The sequence below is a fragment of the Paenibacillus sp. 19GGS1-52 genome (assembly GCF_022369515.1).
In the GTDB taxonomy this organism is placed as follows: Bacteria; Bacillota; Bacilli; order Paenibacillales; family Paenibacillaceae; genus Paenibacillus_AQ.
In genome coordinates this window covers 5,477,890-5,497,602 of record NZ_CP059724.1, presented here as the reverse complement: position 1 = coordinate 5,497,602, position 19,713 = coordinate 5,477,890, and the positions used below count along the sequence as shown (strand labels likewise).

Annotated in this window: 18 protein-coding genes and 4 pseudogenes; 20 read left to right on the top strand and 2 right to left on the bottom strand. The window is 42.7% G+C overall.

The features are described 5' to 3' along the window. Positions 1–24: 24 nt before the first annotated feature. The 4 genes and pseudogenes from H1230_RS25415 to H1230_RS25400 all read left to right on the top strand — a co-directional run. Positions 25–540, top strand: a pseudogene (locus H1230_RS25415) (TerD family protein); the annotation flags it as partial. A 108-nt stretch (positions 541–648) separates the two neighbouring features. Beyond that, positions 649–1,089, top strand: a pseudogene (locus tag H1230_RS25410) (VWA domain-containing protein); the annotation flags it as partial. An 89-nt stretch (positions 1,090–1,178) separates the two neighbouring features. Then, positions 1,179–2,429: an ISL3 family transposase gene (locus H1230_RS25405; protein WP_239711380.1), complete on the top strand. Its 1,251-nt coding sequence runs from the start codon at positions 1,179–1,181 to the stop codon at positions 2,427–2,429. A 114-nt stretch (positions 2,430–2,543) separates the two neighbouring features. After that, positions 2,544–2,780 (top strand): annotated as a pseudogene (locus tag H1230_RS25400) (VWA domain-containing protein); the annotation flags it as partial. 162 nt (positions 2,781–2,942) lie between these two features. On the opposite strand, the gene H1230_RS25395 reads toward H1230_RS25400, so the two are convergent. After that, a complete protein-coding gene (locus H1230_RS25395) occupies positions 2,943–3,653 on the bottom strand; it encodes a PspA/IM30 family protein (RefSeq protein ID WP_239712614.1) in 711 nt (236 codons plus the stop codon). Positions 3,654–3,682: 29 nt separating this feature from the next. Next, positions 3,683–3,901, bottom strand: a complete 219-nt coding sequence (locus tag H1230_RS25390; RefSeq protein ID WP_239717554.1) for a PspC domain-containing protein — start codon at positions 3,899–3,901, stop codon at positions 3,683–3,685. A gap of 417 nt (positions 3,902–4,318) precedes the next feature. Between H1230_RS25390 and H1230_RS25385 the strand changes: the two genes are divergently transcribed. The 16 genes and pseudogenes from H1230_RS25385 (at position 4,319) to H1230_RS25310 (ending at position 19,536) form a co-directional block, all read left to right on the top strand. After that, the gene (locus H1230_RS25385) at positions 4,319–4,861 is read left to right on the top strand and encodes an HAD family hydrolase (RefSeq protein WP_239712613.1); all 543 of its coding nucleotides are present in this window, start codon (positions 4,319–4,321) and stop codon (positions 4,859–4,861) included. A gap of 252 nt (positions 4,862–5,113) precedes the next feature. After that, the gene (locus H1230_RS25380) at positions 5,114–6,091 is read left to right on the top strand and encodes a PHP domain-containing protein (RefSeq protein WP_239712612.1); all 978 of its coding nucleotides are present in this window, start codon (positions 5,114–5,116) and stop codon (positions 6,089–6,091) included. A 2-nt stretch (positions 6,092–6,093) separates the two neighbouring features. After that, positions 6,094–7,050 carry a CehA/McbA family metallohydrolase domain-containing protein gene (locus H1230_RS25375; protein ID WP_239712611.1) on the top strand — a complete coding sequence of 319 codons (957 nt, stop codon included), beginning with the start codon at positions 6,094–6,096 and terminating at the stop codon, positions 7,048–7,050. Between the two features lie 8 nt (positions 7,051–7,058). Continuing rightward, positions 7,059–8,411, top strand: coding sequence for an MATE family efflux transporter (locus H1230_RS25370; RefSeq protein WP_239712610.1), 1,353 nt, complete (start codon positions 7,059–7,061; stop codon positions 8,409–8,411). An 11-nt stretch (positions 8,412–8,422) separates the two neighbouring features. After that, positions 8,423–9,526: a 2-aminoethylphosphonate--pyruvate transaminase gene (gene phnW, locus H1230_RS25365; protein WP_239712609.1), complete on the top strand. Its 1,104-nt coding sequence runs from the start codon at positions 8,423–8,425 to the stop codon at positions 9,524–9,526. 19 nt (positions 9,527–9,545) lie between these two features. Then, the gene (gene phnX / locus H1230_RS25360; protein WP_239712608.1) at positions 9,546–10,358 is read left to right on the top strand and encodes a phosphonoacetaldehyde hydrolase; all 813 of its coding nucleotides are present in this window, start codon (positions 9,546–9,548) and stop codon (positions 10,356–10,358) included. Continuing rightward, the gene (locus H1230_RS25355) at positions 10,348–11,706 is read left to right on the top strand and encodes an aspartate aminotransferase family protein (protein WP_239712607.1); all 1,359 of its coding nucleotides are present in this window, start codon (positions 10,348–10,350) and stop codon (positions 11,704–11,706) included. Before phnX ends, H1230_RS25355 begins: the two co-directional genes overlap by 11 nt. Before the next feature lie 149 nt (positions 11,707–11,855). Next, positions 11,856–13,250 (top strand): extracellular solute-binding protein, encoded by a 1,395-nt coding sequence (locus tag H1230_RS25350; RefSeq protein ID WP_239712606.1) that lies wholly within the window; start codon positions 11,856–11,858, stop codon positions 13,248–13,250. 98 nt (positions 13,251–13,348) lie between these two features. Continuing rightward, the gene (locus tag H1230_RS25345; RefSeq protein ID WP_239712605.1) at positions 13,349–14,254 is read left to right on the top strand and encodes a carbohydrate ABC transporter permease; all 906 of its coding nucleotides are present in this window, start codon (positions 13,349–13,351) and stop codon (positions 14,252–14,254) included. Between the two features lie 28 nt (positions 14,255–14,282). Further along, positions 14,283–15,119 carry a carbohydrate ABC transporter permease gene (locus H1230_RS25340; RefSeq protein ID WP_239712604.1) on the top strand — a complete coding sequence of 279 codons (837 nt, stop codon included), beginning with the start codon at positions 14,283–14,285 and terminating at the stop codon, positions 15,117–15,119. Next, the gene (locus tag H1230_RS25335) at positions 15,116–16,210 is read left to right on the top strand and encodes an ABC transporter ATP-binding protein (protein WP_239712603.1); all 1,095 of its coding nucleotides are present in this window, start codon (positions 15,116–15,118) and stop codon (positions 16,208–16,210) included. The genes H1230_RS25340 and H1230_RS25335 overlap by 4 nt, the downstream gene beginning before the upstream one ends. After that, positions 16,210–16,884 (top strand): hypothetical protein, encoded by a 675-nt coding sequence (locus H1230_RS25330; RefSeq protein WP_239712602.1) that lies wholly within the window; start codon positions 16,210–16,212, stop codon positions 16,882–16,884. The genes H1230_RS25335 and H1230_RS25330 overlap by 1 nt, the downstream gene beginning before the upstream one ends. Then, a complete protein-coding gene (locus H1230_RS25325) occupies positions 16,868–17,656 on the top strand; it encodes a DeoR/GlpR family DNA-binding transcription regulator (protein WP_239712601.1) in 789 nt (262 codons plus the stop codon). The genes H1230_RS25330 and H1230_RS25325 overlap by 17 nt, the downstream gene beginning before the upstream one ends. 179 nt (positions 17,657–17,835) lie before the next feature. Beyond that, positions 17,836–18,036, top strand: a pseudogene (locus H1230_RS25320) (RNA polymerase subunit sigma-70); the annotation flags it as partial. A gap of 275 nt (positions 18,037–18,311) precedes the next feature. Next, positions 18,312–18,599: a hypothetical protein gene (locus tag H1230_RS25315; protein WP_239712600.1), complete on the top strand. Its 288-nt coding sequence runs from the start codon at positions 18,312–18,314 to the stop codon at positions 18,597–18,599. Continuing rightward, positions 18,562–19,536, top strand: coding sequence for a hypothetical protein (locus tag H1230_RS25310; RefSeq protein ID WP_239712599.1), 975 nt, complete (start codon positions 18,562–18,564; stop codon positions 19,534–19,536). Before H1230_RS25315 ends, H1230_RS25310 begins: the two co-directional genes overlap by 38 nt. Positions 19,537–19,713 lie beyond the last annotated feature (177 nt).

The window sequence follows — 19,713 nt, the reverse complement described above, 5'->3', positions numbered from 1 at the left end:
TGAATATACAAAGGAGATGACAGAGTGCAGCTCTTAAAAGGTCAGAAGGTAGATATTACTAGAGGGCGAAAGGTATCTAGCCTTTCTTTAAATTTCGGTTGGTCGACTTCTAATGCTGAGGTCGGCATAGATGTGGCAGCTTTTCTACTATCAGAGCAGAGTCGCTGTGAACGGGATGAGAATTTTATATTTTACGGTAATCCGTTGTCCACGAATGGGGCGGTGGCACACTCTGCTTTAAATCAAGGGGATAAAGAAGCTGTCACTATTTCACTGTCTAAGCTTCCCGCAGATATTACCAAGATAGCACTATCGTTGACGATCTATGAAGGGGAGAAATTAGGCCATTCCATGAAGGATATGGTTGCCCCTTATCTGCGGATTATGGATCATGACAGTGGGGAAGAATTGTTCCGTTTTGAGTATGGGTTGGATTTATCAGCAGAAACAGCTATCGTGGTGGGGGAATTGTATCGGCATGCTGGTGAATGGAAGTTTACCGCCATTGGCAGTGGATTTAATGGAGGCCTGGCATCATTATGCACCCACTACGGGCTTGAGCTTGAAGAAGCAGATTCTGCCGAGATTGCTGCCGCTACTGAAATTGTAGAAGCTGTACCTGAGCAGGCAGTGGCTGGGAAGAACATCTTGTCCTCTATTGATTTACGCAAAAAAATTGTCCAGTTCACGCTAGAAAAGAAGCAGTTGACAGGGGTATCCGCTAGGGTCGGTATTGTGCTGGACATCACGGGGTCGATGAAAACCTTATACAATAATGGAACGGTGCAAGAAGTGGTTGAGCGTATTTTGGCTGTAGCTTCTAAATTTGACGATAACGGTTCGCTGGATGTATGGGTATATGATACCGAATTTAGCCGTTTGCCACCGGTCACTGAGCAGGAGTTTGGCCGATATGTATTCACACAAATTATGAACAATAATGCCATTCACAAGTTTGGTCGTAATAATGAGCCACCTGTGATGGAGGATGTCATTCGCAAGTATACAGTGGAAGAAAATGATCCAACACCTGTATTTATCATCTTTATCAACGATGGAGGTGTGGTGAGGCCCACCAAGAAAGTGATGCTTCTTCGCTAAAGTGAATGTTACATGTCTGTTTAATAGAGAAAGTGTCCATACTGTCTAGTAAGAAAATTACGAGGGCGGGATGGAAGATGTGGACCCCATTAAGCAAGCAAGATAATCTAATGAATGATGTGTTCAAGATCATGTTAGACTTGGAAGAACCATGGAAATTAGTGGATATTGAGCATGATCCGCAAGAAGAAGCGTGGCACTTATTTATTGACTTTGAACGTGGAGCCCTCTTTCCCTGTCCGCATTGTGGGACACTTTGCAAGGCCTACGATGCAGAAAAAAAGCAGTGGCGCCATCTTGATGTTTGGAAATGGAAAACCTATATTCATGCTCGGGTTCCTCGAACCGACTGCAAAAAATGCAATAAGATCACGATGATTTCGGTGAAGTGGTCACGTCCGTTGTCGCATTTCACTTTGGATTTTGACGCTTGGGCAATGCGATTAATGGCTGAAATGCCGGTGAATGCAGCAGCGCGTGAATTACGAGAGCACGATACACGGATGTGGCGAATCTTTCATCACTACGTTGAACAAGCCATGAACGAGCTGGACTTGACCTCTGTTCGGCGGATCGCCATCGACGAAACGTCCTCACGCCGAGGTCATCGTTATATTACCTTGTTTGTGGACGTGGATACCAAAACGATACTTTTCGCAACGGAAGGAAAAGGGAAAGATACCCTGGCACGTTTCAAGCAGCATCTCCTTCGAAAAGGCGTAGAACCCGTGCAAATACAGGAAATATGTTGTGATATGTCTCCCTCCTTTATTGGAGGAATTAAAGAGCATTTCCCTACAGTTGAAATTACTTTTGATAAGTTCCACGTCATGAAGATGGTTAATGATGCTGTAGATGAGGTGCGCAAAACCGAGCAGAAAGAAGAGCCTAGACTCAAACGGAGCAAATTTTTATGGTTAAAGAATGAAGCTCATTTGAAGGCGGAACAACGAGAAACCCTACAAAGCCTCAAGGACCAAAACTTAAAAACCGGACGAGCTTATCGCTTGAAATTAGCAATGCAGGAGCTATGGATAACTCCACATGTGTTTGCTGACGTTTACTTGCGAGAATGGTTAAGCTGGGCTAGACGTTCGCAGTTGGAACCGATGATGGATCTGGCCAAGACCGTAAAGCAACATGAAGAAGGCATTCTTCGTTGGTTCCATAGCCGGATGACCAATGGCTTGCTTGAAGGCATTAATGGATTGGTGCAAGCGTCCAAACGAAAAGCACGCGGGTATAGAAACGTCCACAATTTAATCGCAATGGTATACATGACCGCTAACAAAAATCGACTGTCAGCGCTTGCCGCACAGAGGTCCTAAACCGGTCTTTACCCCTTTCCATTTATACCATTTCCTTAAGAATCTATGGATACCAAAGTATCTATGAAGCTATTTCTATGCAGCGTTACCCATCCAGTAGAGCGAAGAGCCAAAGTGATTATGTCCTCTTCCGTCCAGCCTATCTTCTGGCAGTTTGTGGGGATCGGAGATTCAGACTTTGAGGTGCTGAAGCAGTTGGATACAATGACAGGTCGGCTGGTCGATAACGCCAGCTTTATACATCTGGACCGGATCGAGGAAGTGTCTGATGAGGAACTCTATGATCAGTTGCTGAATGAATTTCCACAGTGGCTTAAGGCGGCGAAGGAAAAAGGGATTCTTCGGGAATGAGAGGAAGATCCCTAAGTAACTCTGGATACCCTAAGTCGGAATTCCGCCAAGGTGCGTGCGGTAGTTGTTGAAATGACTCATGGAATTGTAGATTGGTGTTTCGCCACGCAAAAACCACCAGCTATATGAAAGCCTGGTGGCAGATAGATACTTGGCCATCGCCTACTTGTTACTGTCGTTCTTCCGAGCGCGAATACGTTCCAACTCGGCATCCACAACACTGTTCAAGGCGGAATCTGCGTTTATATTTTTGCTCTCTGCAGTTGTATCGGAAGGGTGGAATAAGTTGGCTGCGGCAGCTTCCCATTCCGTAATTTTATCTTCCATTCGCTCGAAGCCGCGCGAGGCCGCACTGGTATTTAAGTTATGAACGCGGCCTCTGACGTTATGGCCTTGTCCATGACCTGTGTTTGGAGGGCTTGTTTTGCCTGCCGCTTTGCGGGCGCGGGCGGCCAATTCGTTTCTTTTCGCTTTCAGCCGGGTATGCTCTTCTTTGGCGCTATGGATATTTGCTTCCAAAGATGCTAGTCTATGACGGGTTTCTTCCAGACCAGTGGCACATTCCTGTGCGCTCTCCATATATTTTAGCTTGGCTAATACTGCAAATCTGGCTGCATCTTCATTTCCTTGCCCCATCGACGTAACTGCTTCAGCTTCGCTACGATCAGCCAGCAGTTGATATTCCTGTTTACGCTGCTCAAGTACAGCCGCTGCTGCTTTAAGGTCGCGCTCGTCGCGTTCCAAGGTTATGATACCTTCCTCCAGATCGCGCAGATATTGTCCGGTCAGCAGGATCGGGTCCTCTAATTTGTTCAGGCCTTCGTTGATTGCTGCTTTGGTTAGGGTGGCGATTCTATCGAATATACTCATCATAATCTCTCCTTTGAATGTTTTTTATTTTTTTAATAGAAGTCTGGTCCGCCATTGAAACCGCTATAATTCTCTTTTGGAACAATAATACTAGCGATGATATAGAGAACAACTGCTGTACCAAGACTGAACAAGGCAACAGCCGCGGTTAGAAGTCTTACAATGGTAGCGTCAATGCCGAGCCAGGTAGCTAGGCCTCCACACAAACCACTGATTTTTTTGTCTCCTTGGGAACGGTATAATTTTTTCATCACAAATCGCTTCCTCTCATAGGGTTGAACCAGAATGTATTCTGTAAGCCTCCGATGTTTATGTATTCATTGTACGGCTTTACCGTATGAACCAAAACGGTCTTGAGGCGGTTTTGTAGTCTCGACCTGAGGCGGGGACGGCATCCGTAATAAGGCGGGGAAGGGGCAAGCAGGATGAACTTTTCGTATCTATGAAAAAGCCCTCTCGCCAGCGCTGATCGACTAGCTGATGAATGGGCAGCCTGATACAAACATCACAGCAACTCACGGTATCGCCTTGGTAACGCTGGAAAGAAGACGCTGGCATGGAGCTTCGAGTAAGCCTGTAATTGCTGTCAATTAATCTCTGGAAGAATGTACTGGAGTAATATAAAATTAAGTATATTTCCAGAATTCAAGCTGAGGGGTGCAACGAATGTGGAGCAGAAGAACTTAATTATTTTTTTGGATTGTGGAGATACAATCATTGATGAGGGAACCGAAATACGCGATGGAGAGGATACCGTTATTCGTGGAAAGGTGATTCCTGGAGCAGATCTGATGGTGAAGACACTAGCGGAACGGGGATACAGACTTGCCATCGTAGCTGATGGAACCGCTCAATCTTTTAAGAATTTACTCACTCAGCATGATCTGTACGATTGCTTTGAAACGCTGATTTATTCAGAGACGATAAAAGCCTCCAAGCCGAGTGTTCGAATGTTCAAGGCAGCGCTGGGTGCAATGGATCTGAGTGAGCGGGATTGCTCCAGAATCATAATGGTAGGAAATAATCTCAGCAGAGATGTTAAAGGAGCCAATCAAATGGGGATTACGAGCGTCTTTTTAAGCTGGACGACAAGATATCCCAAAGTCCCTACGGACGATCTTGAAGTACCGAATTATACGATTAGTACCCCACTCGAGTTGATCGATCTGGTGGAGGAACTTAATCACAAATTAAATGTTCAGGCAATATAATCAAATCAAATCAAATCACATAGAAATTATTCCTTATCTTTCTACGAGAAACGGGTGACGTCCATAAAAGGATGTCACCCGTTTTTTGTATCGGAAATTCTTTGTTTTATTATCGGATGATGAATTTTGTTAACCCACTGTTAATTCTAAGAGAATCGGTTGAAATGCTCTAACTTCAAGCTGTATGATGAAAACAACAACAAACAAAATAAAAACACACAAAAACAATGTATGTAATTTGGAGGAGACGTTATGATTAATAAGGTTTATTTAGACCGGGAAAAACCTACATTTAAAGGCAACCTGCATCTTCATACAACATGGTCAGATGGCAGTTTACCTGCAGTGCAAGTGGTGGAAGCATTTAAAGCCAAGGGATATCATTTTATTTCGATTACTGACCACGATATTTATGCTAGAACGGATGAATTCAACACGGTTGACTTCGTCACTCTCCCAGGAATGGAACGAGGGGGATTAAACCCGATTGCAGACAAAAATCCAGGATATCATTTCGGTGTATTAAATGATCCTACAGTAGATGCAGAGTTGGATAGATTTGGACATTTAGAGCAGTTTCCTGTGCCGATTCCCTGGGTAGGGGATCATTCGCCCCAGTTGCTTATTGATGAAATGCGCGCGCATGGGAATTTGGTCATATTCAACCATCCGGAATGGCACTTGACACGTTTTGAAGATATGGTGAAATATGAGGGGTTCTTCGCGATAGAAATTTACAACCATGCTACGGAGTGGTCAACCACAAGCTCTTATGGTGCAGCTTATTGGGATCATGCGCTGCAGAATGGCAAACGTGTATTCGGTATTGCCGCAGATGATTCTCACGAGCATGATCCAGATTGGAAAGTTCCTGAATTCGGAGGAGGCTGGGTGCAGGTGCAAACGGCATTGTTAAACCCAGAGGAGATCGTAAAAAGCTTGAAGCAAGGTGATTTTTATTCTAGTAGTGGTCCGGAAATTTACGATCTGCGAGTGGTAGACGGTCAACTCACGATTGAGTGCTCTCCCTGTAAGTTTATTATGTTTAAATCCTTTCCCCAACGAGGAGCATTCTTGGTGAATTTCGACAGTGGTGAGCCAATGGCGCATGCGTCCATGAAGGTCGAACAGGATATGCATTATATCCGCGTGGAATGTATTGACTTCCAAGGAAATGTAGCCTGGTCCAATCCTATATTTGTATCCGATTTACTGCAGGGAGGGGAATAGAAATGCAATCAAAGATCTATCTAGACGAGCGTAAGCGCAAATTTAAAGGGAATCTCCATACACATTCTACTCGCAGCGATGGGCAATATGCCCCTGAGGTTGTAATCGACGCCTATAAGAAAAAGGGCTATGACTTCATGTGTTTAAGTGATCATGAAATTTATTTCAAATCGGATAGCTATGATGATGAAAAATTTATCATGTTGGATGGTTATGAAATGGCCTGCGAAATGAGCTGGAAGGATACCGGCCAACAATACCATATCCACGGGCTTCTCGATAAATCGCTAGGCTCGGACTGTGAATTTGAGCACGATGAGGAACATGCGAAGCCGGATTATGAAAGCTTGGATACGATCCAGAGCCTGATTAATGAGATGAGGGATAAAGGGAATTTGATTATTATGAATCATCCGGAGTGGTCCAGAAATCTCGCTCAGGATTTGCTGAAGCTAGAAGACTATTTCGCAGTTGAAATTTATAATCATCAGTCCGAAATCGATGAAGCGGTCGGTTACGGCGTTCGCCATTGGGATTATTTATTGAAGAACGGGCGTAAAGTGTTCGGTATTGCTGCAGATGATGCTCATGGGGGACTAATAGATGACGTTATTTCAGAATTTTTTGGTGGATGGATTACTGTCGATGGAGAGAAGCTGGAGCAGCAATCGTTGATCTCCTCGCTAAAGAGCGGTCATTTCTATTCCTCAAACGGTCCGGAAATTCAGGATTTGCGGGTCGAGAATGGCTTCTTACAAGTCAAATGCTCACCGGTAAAGTTCATCAAATTTATTACTCATCCATTCAATGGGCGTGCGTTATATAACAAAGATGCTTCTCCCATTAGCAGTGGCGAGTTCAGGATCAAAGGCGATGAACAGTATATTCGCGTGGAATGCATCGATTTCGAAGGGAATATCGCTTGGTCCAATCCAATTTTCCCGGATGAATTGCAGTAGGGGCATAGATGAACGCTTTAGATATGCAATTTCGTAAAGACATGAAGAGACTGGTCATCCCCTCCATACTTCAGATGCTACTTGGAAATTCATTTTCTTTGATCAATACGCTAATGGTTGGAGGGTTAGGGGACACTGCGATTGCCATAACCGCTGCGGTGGGTCAAATCAGCTTTATTCTCGGGATGCTTCTTACCGCAATTTATGGGATTTCGGCCTATATTACGCAATTTTTCGGCAAAGAAGATTTTATGAATGTTAAAAAATCGTTTGGTCTCATGCTTATCTCAAGTCTCATTCTTTCATCCATTGTATTTATGCTTGTGTCTATGTTTAAAGGACCGCTAATCTCCCTTTTTATAAAAGATGAAGCGGCCATCGCATATGGCATCCACTATTTATCTGTGATCGCATTCGTTTTTCTGATTAACGCTATCAAGGATGTATATAGCAACGCACTGGGTTCTATTGGTAAGGTGAAATTGACTCTGATTGTTGGGATTATGGCTATGTTCGTCAATATTTTACTAGATTATGCGCTTATTTATGGGAAGTTTGGTTTTCCTAGGTACGGTATTGTTGGAGCCGCTTGGTCAAGCTTAGTGTCATCTATGCTCAGTGCGATTATTCTATTAGGTTACGTCTATTGGAACAAATATTATTTCAACGTCACTCTGACAGAAATACTCTCCATTCGGTGGCCATTTATCCGGGAAATATATAGAACAACACTGCCGCTCTTGTTCCATGAAGGCCTGTGGTCAGTTGGGAATATGTTATATGCGATAGCATTCGGTCATTTAGGAGTCGCAGCACTAGCTACTTATCAATTAGCCCTCACGTTTAACGGATATTTCATGATCGGGATTTTCGGATTTGCGTACGCGGCTAGAGTCATGATTGGCGAGAAGCTCAGTCAAGTCGATTCGGGCGAATACCTTATCTATGCACGTAAATTTACACGGATTGCCCTCTATTCGGGTGTAATCGTAGGAGCTCTTATTCTGCTGTTAAATCCGTACATTGTATATCTATTCCCCAATATTAGTGTAGCGGTACAAACCTCATTCCGTAATGTGATGGTTATTCAAGCCGTAGTCATGATCATGTTCTTCTTAAACAACCTGTGGATTGTCGGAATGTTCAGAGCAGGCGGCGATAATCTATACACGATGAAGTTGATTTTGGTCACCACATGGCTGATTGCCCTGCCGTTAGTATTTGCCGGAGTGTATATCTTTCACCTGTCCGTCGAGATCGTGTATATGATGTTCGTCTTCGAGGAAGTTGCGAAGGCTGGAATTGGATATTTCAGATATAGATCGAATAAATGGGCTAGAAATCTTGTCCGCAATATGTAGGAGGTACTTCAATGAGAGAACACTATTTATTATTAACACCGGGCCCGCTATCAACAACACCTTCCGTCAAAGCAGTGATGCTGAAGGATTGGTGTACCTGGGATGATACTTATAAACATATCGTTCAGTTGATTCGCAGCAAATTGCTTCATTTAGGCAGGGCCTCTGAAACCCGTTATACGTCAGTGTTAATGCAAGGAAGTGGAACCTTCGGAATCGAAGCAACGATTGGCACAGTGATTCCTCAGGCAGGAAAACTCCTCATTCTGGCTAATGGAGTGTATGGCACACGGATCGAGGAAATTGCGCGGGTACTCGGAATCAGTTACAGAACTTTAGAATTTGCCCCGAATCAAAGGGTTGATGTAGAGCAAGTGAATGCCGTTATGGAGCAGGATACAGCGATTACCCATGTGGCCTTCGTACATTGTGAGACAACAACAGGTATTCTAAATCCGCTCGAACAGCTGGTACACACGATAAAGAGGCACGGAAAAATAGCGATTGTAGATGCGATGAGCAGCTTCGGAGGCCTTGCAATAGAAGTTGAGAAGTGGGGCATTGATTATCTGATTAGCAGCTCGAATAAATGTATTCAAGGCGTACCTGGCTTCAGTTTTATTCTCAGTAAAAAGGAAGAATTGGCCAAGTGTAAGGATAATGCAAGGTCATTATCCTTAGATCTATATGATCAATGGCAAGTGATGGATCAAGAGGAGGGGAAATGGCGGTTCACCTCTCCGACGCATGTGGTACGGGCCTTCTATCAGGCCTTGCTTGAATTAGAAGCAGAGGGCGGAGTAGAGCGGCGTTATGCAAGATACCTTGAGAATCAACAAACGTTAGTTCGTTTAATGGAGCATGCAGGATTTAAGGCCTACCTGCCGGAAGCGCTGCAATCACCGATTATCACCACGTTTTTGTATCCGGACTTAGAACATTTTACCTTTGAGTCTATGTATCTTTTTCTTAAAGAGCAAGGGTATGTAATCTATCCTGGTAAATTAAGCGACACACAGGTATTCCGAATCGGTTCAATTGGAGATGTACATGTAGAAGATATGGTAAGTCTGTGTGCGGCAATATTATCCTATGCGACAAACAATGGGGAATGAATCGGGGGGCGAAGAACTTATGAAAGTACAAGGTGTTATTTTGGATTGGGCAGGAACAACGGTTGATTATGGATGTATGGCTCCCGTGCATGTGTTCTTCGATATTTTCCGAATGATAGGAATCGAACCAACAATAGAAGAAGTACGGGCACCAATGGGGTCCTTGAAATGGGATCATATTAAAATGATGCTGGAAATGCCGCGGATAAGCAGATTGTTTGAAGAAAAGATGGAGCGTCCATTCACCGATAGCGATGTGGATCAGTTACACGATGCTTTTGAACCCAAATTGCTTGAAATCTTACCTCGATTCGCCGAACCTATTGAGCATGTTGTCGATACTGTGCAGCAGCTTAGGGGATTAGGGTTGCGGATTGGTGGGACGACAGGATATAACGACGCCATGATGCAAATAGTCGCAAGCAAGGCAGAGCTGAACGGTTACGCACCAGATTACTGGCTGACTCCTGATTCGGTCAAGGGCAGAGGACGTCCGTATCCTTATATGATCTACGCCAATATGATTCAACTGGATCTGGGTATGCCTTCACAAATCGTTAAAGTCGGAGATACGAAGTCAGACATGCAAGAGGCCAGAAACGCCGGGGTATGGGCAGTTGGCATCGTTAAAGGCAGCTCTATATTAGGTTTGACGCAGGAAGAAGTTAACGAGATGGAGCCAGCTACTTTGAAGAACCTAGTTGAAGCAGCCAAGCAGCAGTTTATGGAGTACGGAGCGCATTATGTCATCGAGGATATGTCACAACTGCCTAAACTCATCGAAGCCATTAACATCACTTTGCTGGGAGGAGGCAGACCTCATGGATATTAAAGCATATCAGAGAACTGAAGGAGATATTAATCTATCGATAGAACGCGAGCGCTGGCAAGAATCACATTTAAGTCGCCAAACTAGGGATGTTCTAGAAGAAGACAGTCGTTACTTTCTGCATCAATCGATGTCTTCGCCTTGTCTGAATGTGATAACCAATGCGGAAGGCATCTATTTAGAAGATTTAGACGGTCGCAAATATATGGACTTTCACGGCAACAGCGTGCATCAGGTTGGATATAAGAACAGTTATGTTATCGATGCCGTTAAGAAGCAAATGGATGATCTACCTTTTCTGCCACGGCGTTATACGAATCCGGTTGCGGTTCAATTGGCACGCAAGCTTGTTGAGTTGGCGCCAGGTGATCTGAATAAGGTGCTATTCACACCTGGTGGTACAAGTGCCATTGGAATTGCCATGAAGCTTGTTCGTAAAGCAACGGGCAATTTCAAAACAATCTCTACTTGGGACTCCTTCCACGGTGCTAGCCTAGATGCGATTTCTGTAGGAGGAGAGGGCATATTTCGAAACCACATGGGCCCTCTGTTACCAGGAACAGAGCATATGATGCCCTATAATTCCTATCGCAGTTTCTACGGAGATGCCGATCATGACGGCTCGAAAACGCTTGATTATCTCGAGTATATGCTGAAGCGGGAGACCGATGTTGGAGCAGTCATCATGGAGCCGGTCCGCAGCACAGATGTTCAGATTCCACCCAAAGCGTACTTCCAACGGTTACGTCAATTATGCGATCAATACGGTGTTCTGCTAGTGTTGGACGAAATTCCGACAGCACTCGGGAGAACAGGCAAAATGTTCGTTCACGAGCATTACGATATTATTCCGGATATTGTTGTTATTGGAAAAGGACTTGGAGGCGGATTATTTCCAATGGCGGGCATTATTGCTCGTGAAGGCTTGGATGTTGCTCACGATATTTCCCTCGGGCATTATACCCATGAGAAGAGCTCTGTGGGTTGTGCCGCTGCTTTGGCGACAATCGAATATATTGAGCAGAACGGACTACTTGAACACGCTGAGCGAATGGGTGTTGTTCTAGAGCGGGAGCTGATGGCTATGAAGAATAGACATGAAGTCATTGGGGATGTTCGAGTGATTGGAATGCTCGCGGCAATTGAGTTAGTTACTGATCGCCAAACGAAGGAAGAGGCAGTAGAGGGCGCTGAAAAGGTTATGTACCGCTGTATGGAGATGGGTTTAAGCTTTAAGGTTTCTAATGGCAACGTATTAACCTTGGTTCCGCCCCTAATTACGACCCAAGAACAGCTGGAACAGGCCCTTTATTATATTGAAAAGGCGATTTCAGAAGTTTTCACACCATAAACAACAGGAAAATAGCATAAAACAACAAGAAAGCAATAATAAAACAACAAGAAAACATATATTTAACGTGGAATTAATCCTCTTATGACACTCCAATCTTATACTGATATTGTACGAGAGTATAAAAAATGAGATAAGGGGAAATGAAAATGCGCACCAAATTATCCATGTTGTTTGTAGTATTGCTAGGATTGACTTTAGTATTGGGAGCATGCAGTGCGAATAACAATACTGGGGAACAAACAGCTTCTGCAGCAGATGTTCAGCAAAACGCTGGTGCTAAAGAAACTATTAAAATTAGCGTAGGCGAGGATGATTACGGCGCTCGGATGTTAAACTATGCAGCCGCTTTTAAAGCATTAAATGCAGAGTTAGTTGCAGAAGGCAAAAATGTTGAAGTAGTAGAAGACATCTTGCCAGCCGTGGGTGATGATGAGCTTGTTCTACAGGCTCAAGCCGGTCAATGGCGCGATATTTCCATGAATTCAAGTCTGGATATCGGCTGGGAATTGGATGCAGGACTTATTCAACCGATTGATTGGCTTAAGGACTCGGAAGTATTTAAAACACTTCCAAAAAATTTGTGGGATATCATGGAATACCAAGGACATGTATATGGTGCGATCCAGGATATGGATGCTTCCCCTTTGTATATAAACAAAACAGCTTTGAAAGCACTGGGTTGGTCTGATGCTGATATTAAGGGGCTTCCGGATCGTGTGCTTAAAGGTGATTTTACGATGGATGATATGTTGAACATTGCCACTGAAGCCGTTGAGAAAAAAGTGACGAAATACGGCCTGGTTAGTGATGGACTAGATAACATCAGTGTTCAGGATATCAACAATCAAATCATGGGCTTTGAGCCTTATGATCAGGAACAAAGTAAAGTGATTTTTGATAAAAAAGGCATTACAGATACTTATAGTTTTTGGAAAAAAGGAATTGATAGTGGAGCAATCACGAAGGATTTTGCCGCATTGGAAGATGTTGGATTTGGATATTTTGTTAATGGGGATGTCATGTTTTTCATTGGTGGTACCGGATCCTACAATAATATGAAAGAAGCTTATGGGAAATCGGATAAGGAATTCGAGGATTGGTTCTATGCCAACAATACCTTCAGTCTGATTCCGGCTGGAATTAAGGGTGGTAAACCGGGTTCACTGGCGAATCCGCGTCTGTATTACGTAAGTTCCAAGGTAGATGAGAAGAAAATGCCTTATGTACAACGTATCATTGAATTAGCAATGGCTCCAAATTTACAAATGGATCATACCATTGCATCGGGTAAGTTGCCAGTAACAAGATCGGGGCAGGAAGATCCACGGTTTAGTGAGTCCAGATTCTTAAATGATGTAGCTTACATGTTGGATTATACCAAAGTACGTCCGCCGCATCTTGCCTACCCTAGTTATTTGCAACAACAAATTAAAGGTCTTGAGGCACTGATGGTTAAAGGTGCGACGGTAGAAGAAGCCTATGCGTTATTCGAAGGAAATTATAAACAAGGTGTTGAGCAGGATCAAGTCATTTTCAGATAGATAACGGTAAATAAAATAGAAGAAACAACGGCTTGCATAGGTGAGGATTGTTCAGTCTCTCCAATTGCAAGTCGTACATAGGAGAGAGGAAGGGGCCAATGAATTTAGCTAGATTGAAAAAAAAATCTTACCCCTATTTGTTTTTGGCACCGTTTGCTGTCTTAACCCTACTGTTCTTTGTCATTCCTGCATTAGCAACGTTATGGATGGCCGCAACCAATTTAGATCGTAAGATGAAAGCCGATTTCATCGGGTTTGGGAACTTCCAAAGAATACTTGCTGATATTAATTTATGGCCGATCATCAAGGTAACGTTGATTTATGTGTTTTTCTCATTAGTGCTTACTGTCGCCTTCAGCTTGCTCTTAGCCATTTGCACACAGTATCTGGTGAAGAATAAAAAATTAGGTGCCCTTTATCGTGTCATTTGGCTAATTCCAAGCACCATGCCTGGCTTAGTGTATGTTGTATTCTGGAAATATATATTTAACCCGACACCAGGCGGATTTGCCAATAAAGTGGTAATGTACTTTGGACTCGAACAACCGATATCGTGGTTTAATGATGCAGGACTGCTCATTATTATTATTGCCGGGGTGATCTCAGGGGCTTCGGGAGGCATGATTCTATTCTCTGCTTCGATCAATTCCATTCCCGAAGATGTATATAGAGCAGCAAGGGTAGATGGAGCCAAAGATCGATCGATTATTAGGGACATCATTCTTCCTGCGTTAAAATGGCCGATTATGTACGTTACCGTGACTTCAACGATTGGGTTATTTGCAAGTTATAACTTTATTTTGCTTGCTACAAGAGGCGGCCCGGTGGTGGATACGACAACATTGGCTCTTTATGGTTACCAGCAGGCATTTAATGGATTGGAATATGGATATGGCGCAGCCATATCGGTCATTGTCGTGGTCATTTCACTTCTTCTAACGCTGCTATTGTTCCGCTTGTTTGATTTCAATAAACTGATTCGTCCTCCCCGGATAGAAGACTGACCAAACTAGATAAGAGTGGTGAAACCCAATGAACTTATGGAAATTCAGCAAAAAGAACCTGATTCATTTCTTTATGATCCTCTTAATGCTGCCTATCGTTTTTATGATCATTTGGTTATTTGTATCGTCTGTATACAACTATAACTCAGGTAGATTTTCTTGGGCGAATTGGCAGTTTCTAACGAGGTCATTTGAACTTGAAGGAATAAGTTTCCCCATCATTTGGCCGATTGTGCTAAACACAGTTGTTTTTGGGCTTCTTATCACGGTGATTGACCTCCTTGTCGCTATTCCAGCAGCGTATGCCTTTTCTAGGTTAAATTTTTTTGGCAAGGGATTTGCTTTGAAATTTCTGTTTATCATGGGGTCATTTCCTGGCATTACGCTGTTGATCACAAGTTTTTTCATAATGATGTACTTAGGATTGCTCAATACCGTATTTGCGGTTGTTGTTCTATCTGCAGCAGGAATGATTCCTTGGCATGTTTATATCCTAAAGGGATTCTTTGATGAAGTATCCTGGGACTTGGAATTTTCCGGCATGATTGATGGATGCAGTCGTTTCAAATGTCTTTATCAAATTATACTTCCTAATATGCTGTCAGGAATTTCTGCGATCGCCATCTACGCTTTTATGGGTGCTTATGGAGAATGGCTGCTAATTAAGCTGTTTATTTTCGATAACACAAAGTTGACGCTGGCCGGATATTTGGCCAAAGTTATTTTCACGGATGATGATAAGGTTACGAATATTGGATTAATAACAGCCATTGGACTCTTCTATACCATACCGATCGGCATATTTTATCTATTCACCCAAAGTACTATGATGAAGGTGACCATAGGAGGTTCCAAAGGCGTATGATAAAACTAGAGGCAATATCGAAGAAATTTGGCGATACAACGGCGCTTGAAAATGTCAGCTTGGATATTAAGCGAGGTGAATTCGTCGCTCTACTAGGACCATCTGGTTGCGGCAAGTCCACCACGTTAATGATCCTGGCCGGACTTCTGCGACCGAGCAGCGGGAAAGTTTATTTTGACGGAAAAATGGTAAATGATGTGGAACCAAAGGATAGAGATATTGGTATGGTATTTCAAAGTTACGCCCTTTATCCTCATATGTCGGTGATCGATAATATCGCATTTCCGTTAAAGCAACGTAAAGTAAAGAAGAAGGAACGATATCAAAAAGCCCAAGAGATTGCTGCTATGCTGCAAATTGATCAATTAACCGATCGGATGCCAAGCCAGCTTTCAGGTGGACAGCAGCAGCGCGTTGCGATGGCTCGAGCTCTTGCTAAAGACCCCTTGTTCCTGCTGTTGGATGAACCGATGTCCAATCTCGATGCACGCTTAAAGGTGGATGTCCGCGATGAAATTCGTCGACTGCAGCTGAAACTGGGAATTACAACGATAATAGTGACACATGATCAGGAAGAAGCGATGGCGGTTGCCGATAAAATCGCGATCCTGCAAAACGGGAAAATTCAGCAGTACGGTACACCGGAAGAATTATTTATGAAACCAGTTAATTTGTTTGTCGCGCACTTTATGGGCAATCCGCCGATGAATATATTAAAATGTGACTTCCTTCGTAACGGCAATGAACGCATATTAAGTGGAGATGGCTTTGTTTATAAAATTCAATCGACCAAAAAATTAAGTAGTGAATTTAAAGGATCAAAGGTAGCCCTAGGGGCAAGGCCTCATCATATTCAGATTTCCAAAGTGCCGCAGGAGAATACAATTCCGGCTAAGGTCGTTCTGGTGGAGCAGCTTGGTCGGGAGAAATTGATCAAGGTAGTATTAGGAGATAGTGAAAACACGATGAATTTTATTCGTATATTGAGTCCAACTGAGCTCAATGTAACGTATGATGAACGCGTTTATCTTACTCTTGACTCTGAGGCTATTCATATTTTCGATGAAGAAACCGGCAAGGTGATAACCTAATGAGTATGAATTGGGCCACTTATAGTCCATCTATTTACTTTGATGCGAATGAGCCGTTTTTTCCCGTGCGAATTGGTGTTACCCTATTTAGAGAACCCGGAAATTCACCTTCCGTCACAGATCGGTATATCGAATTTACTAATGAAATGACCGATTATGTCATTGAGTATGCGATCTATTTTGACTATGATATCGGCCATTTATATGAATTGGAACATGTCTGGGTGTACATAGGCAAAGATGGTTCTGTTGTGGACGCAGAGGCTAGCTTTCATGGCTGGTACTTTAAGGCTTTACTGAAAGATCGCAGCAATCTGGAGCATAATACGCATGTAAGGCTCTATTCGCAACCTGGTAAACACGCCTTCGCTCCAATGATCGAACTTATGGAATTAGTGCCAAACTTGTACAGTGCAGCTTATGAAGAAGCGGGGGATGGAGGTTTGCTTGTACCTGGAATCTTTAAAGGTGTCTTTGAAACCAATGACGAAATCAATACAATGGTTACTAGTTATTTACAGGGGCGTAGGTTTAGGCCATCAATGAAATTTGTACGTTACTCTATCCCGTATAATCTGTATACTACATGGAACGAGCTGTATAATGAAATTCCAGAACGTATTAAGGCCAGAATAGGTGAGTTAAGGAGGGACCCAGGTGTCGCTAGCGGGTGAAGACAGAAAAATAAGTATTATGACGCTGTTGAATGAGAAGGGGAAAGTGATCGCGCGCGAGCTCGCTTTGCTGTTTGAAGTTACAACGGAAACGATCCGCAGGGATCTCGATGAGCTGGAAAAAGAAAATAAATTAAAAAAAATATATGGCGGTGCGGTTAAGTTTAAAGTAGAAATTGAGCCTCCGCTGTATGAAAGAGAATTAATTAACGCAGAGGCCAAGAGCAAGATTGGGTCTCTGGCCGCGGAGTTAATTGATGACAATGATGTGATCATAGTAGATGAAGGAAGTACTGCGCTGCAAATCATTCATTTCTTAGAGGGCAAGCATAATATAACGATATTGACCAACTCTATCCCCGCGCTTATGTTACTTATCGAACATAAAAAACGCGGGTCCTTCGACGGTAAGATTATTTTGATAGGCGGGGAAGTCAACGTGAAACATCTGCGGGTATCGGGTCCAATTGCTGAGAAAATTATGGAAGATTTCTATGTCAATAAAGCCTTTATTTCTGTTGATGGTGTTTCCTTAGAGTATGGGATTACAAGCTACGACTACGAGCAAGCAGTACTCACAAGGGAATTAATTCGTTGTTCAGAGACCGTGATAGTAGTTGCGGATGAGTCAAAAATCGCTAAACGAACATTAGCCAAAATTGTTGATCTACACGATGTGCATATTATCGTCTCAGATCAAGCGCCTCCAAACGGTTGGATTCCGAAGCTTAAGGATAGCGATGTCAGATGGGTCCATCCTTTGGGTTTATAAAGGGGGTGGGATTTACATAGATGTAGTAGAAGATGATTAATACAGTATTCTTCGTTTATGCCTCGTACAATTTCCCCGTACAGGCACTTATAGGCTCCTGCCCACATACAATAAAATGACCATGAACCCGTAAAGCAAACGGCCGGTTTCATTGTACATGTGCGGGAGGTGTCGCCAAGTTGCCAGGAATTATAAGCACGATTGCGCTGCTGATCAAAGAACTGACGCTGCTGGTATCTTACGTAAGGAATAATGCTTTTCCACAGCCGCTCACGGAGCAGGAGGAAAGCAAATACTTAGGGATGATGGCTGAGGGGGATGCTAAGGCCCGGAATTTGCTGATTGAACATAACTTGAGATTAGTCGCCCATATAGTGAAGACGTTGTGAACAAACTCCAGCGTAAAATCGTTATATTTTCGGAACAGTTAGTGCTTAAAAAGATGGGTAGGCAAAATCAGTTTGTACTGTTAAAGAACAATAAATAGATTTAAGTGGATGGGAAAGCTCAAGTGGGACAAGCTTGGGCTTTTTGCGTCAATTTCATAAATTAAGTATGAAAGAGTTGCGGTAACCAGGTTACATTCTAGTAGAATAAAAATATGAAATGAGCATGTTGGAATATTTCCAATGCACTTTGAGAAAGGATGAATGGTGTGGAAAAACACATAGAAAATGAAGGAATGAGCTCGGAGCAGCTTGCGAAATTTTTAATGAGATACGGGGTAGATATTACTAGACAAGGAATTGATAGAGAATATGTAGAGAAAGCTAAATACTTTAAGGTAAACAAAAATGAATCCGGAAAAATATTATTTGGTGAAAAAGAAGCGCGAATTATCGCTAAGGTGCGTCTGTTGAAGGATTTTTTGGGAATAAAGGATGCGCGGGTAAGAGATATATTAGGTGTTTCTGAAGCCAAAAAAACAATATATAAATGCTGAAAGTAACGAGAGTTGGTCTAAACTATTCCACTTGGAAATTGATAAGTATTATGATCACCGGAAAAACGTAATCATTAAACGCTTGGAAACTGAAAGGGAACGGTATGGAAAAAAGTGGTTTGAACAGGTGAACTGGCTGGAGTTATATGAGCAATATAACAGCTTTTATTTACTTGCGGAGTTAGGTCTCAATGATATTATTGATAAGTTTGTTAATGAGATGTACAAGGATAATGATATATTTTTGAGTGATATGGCTTATGGTCTATTGAAACGTTTTAATAGTGAGGTTAATAAGCGAATAGAACAATTGAGCACTATTGTGGATAAGCAAATAGAGGAGATGAACGTATTAGGCTTTCACAGCTTTGCTGACTCACAAAAAGTATATCCGGAGTTTATAAAGGGAAAATTCAAGTCGGAAAATCTCGCCTATTTCCAAATATTAATGGAGAAATCATTAAATCAGACCTATCCGGCGGGGAACATGAGCACTCTGCTATATGACGAGGAGTTATTAGCAACATTATTTCTGGATCAATGTAATGACCATGTACTGTCGATGGTACTGGGTAATAACAGTGAGATTTTGAACGATTATAAGAAAAAAGCTGTATTGGAAGGAACTCTTAGTGGAGAAGCATTTGAAGCATATATTAATGATCTTCGTCAAGGGCTTTCCGCTGAAGCATATAATAAAATTTATAATACATACCTTGAAAAAAACTACATAAAAATTAAATCTTGCTCAGTTTACTTACTGAATGAGTATTTGTCTGACAAGGATTTTGAATATTCACTCTCCAGCATTCCAATTGAAGAAATTAAAAAAGTGGCTGAAGAGAAGTTTGGCTTACAGCCGCCACCTGTTCTTTTGAAGAATCAGCCTGAACAGTTAGAAAGCGGGGCAGGCAGAACACGAAACGGCAAAAAATAAAACTTCTAGTAGTAATGATTAAGGCGATTCACTCCCGCAGTAATCCGGAAGGCTGTCGCCTTTTTGTATTCAGCATTGCTGATAAATTTCTTGTGAATTATTTCAAAAACCCTCTTCCCAAGAGTAGGTTGCGGGTCTGTATACTGTGTTTATGAATCGGACTTAGCCAGCAACAAT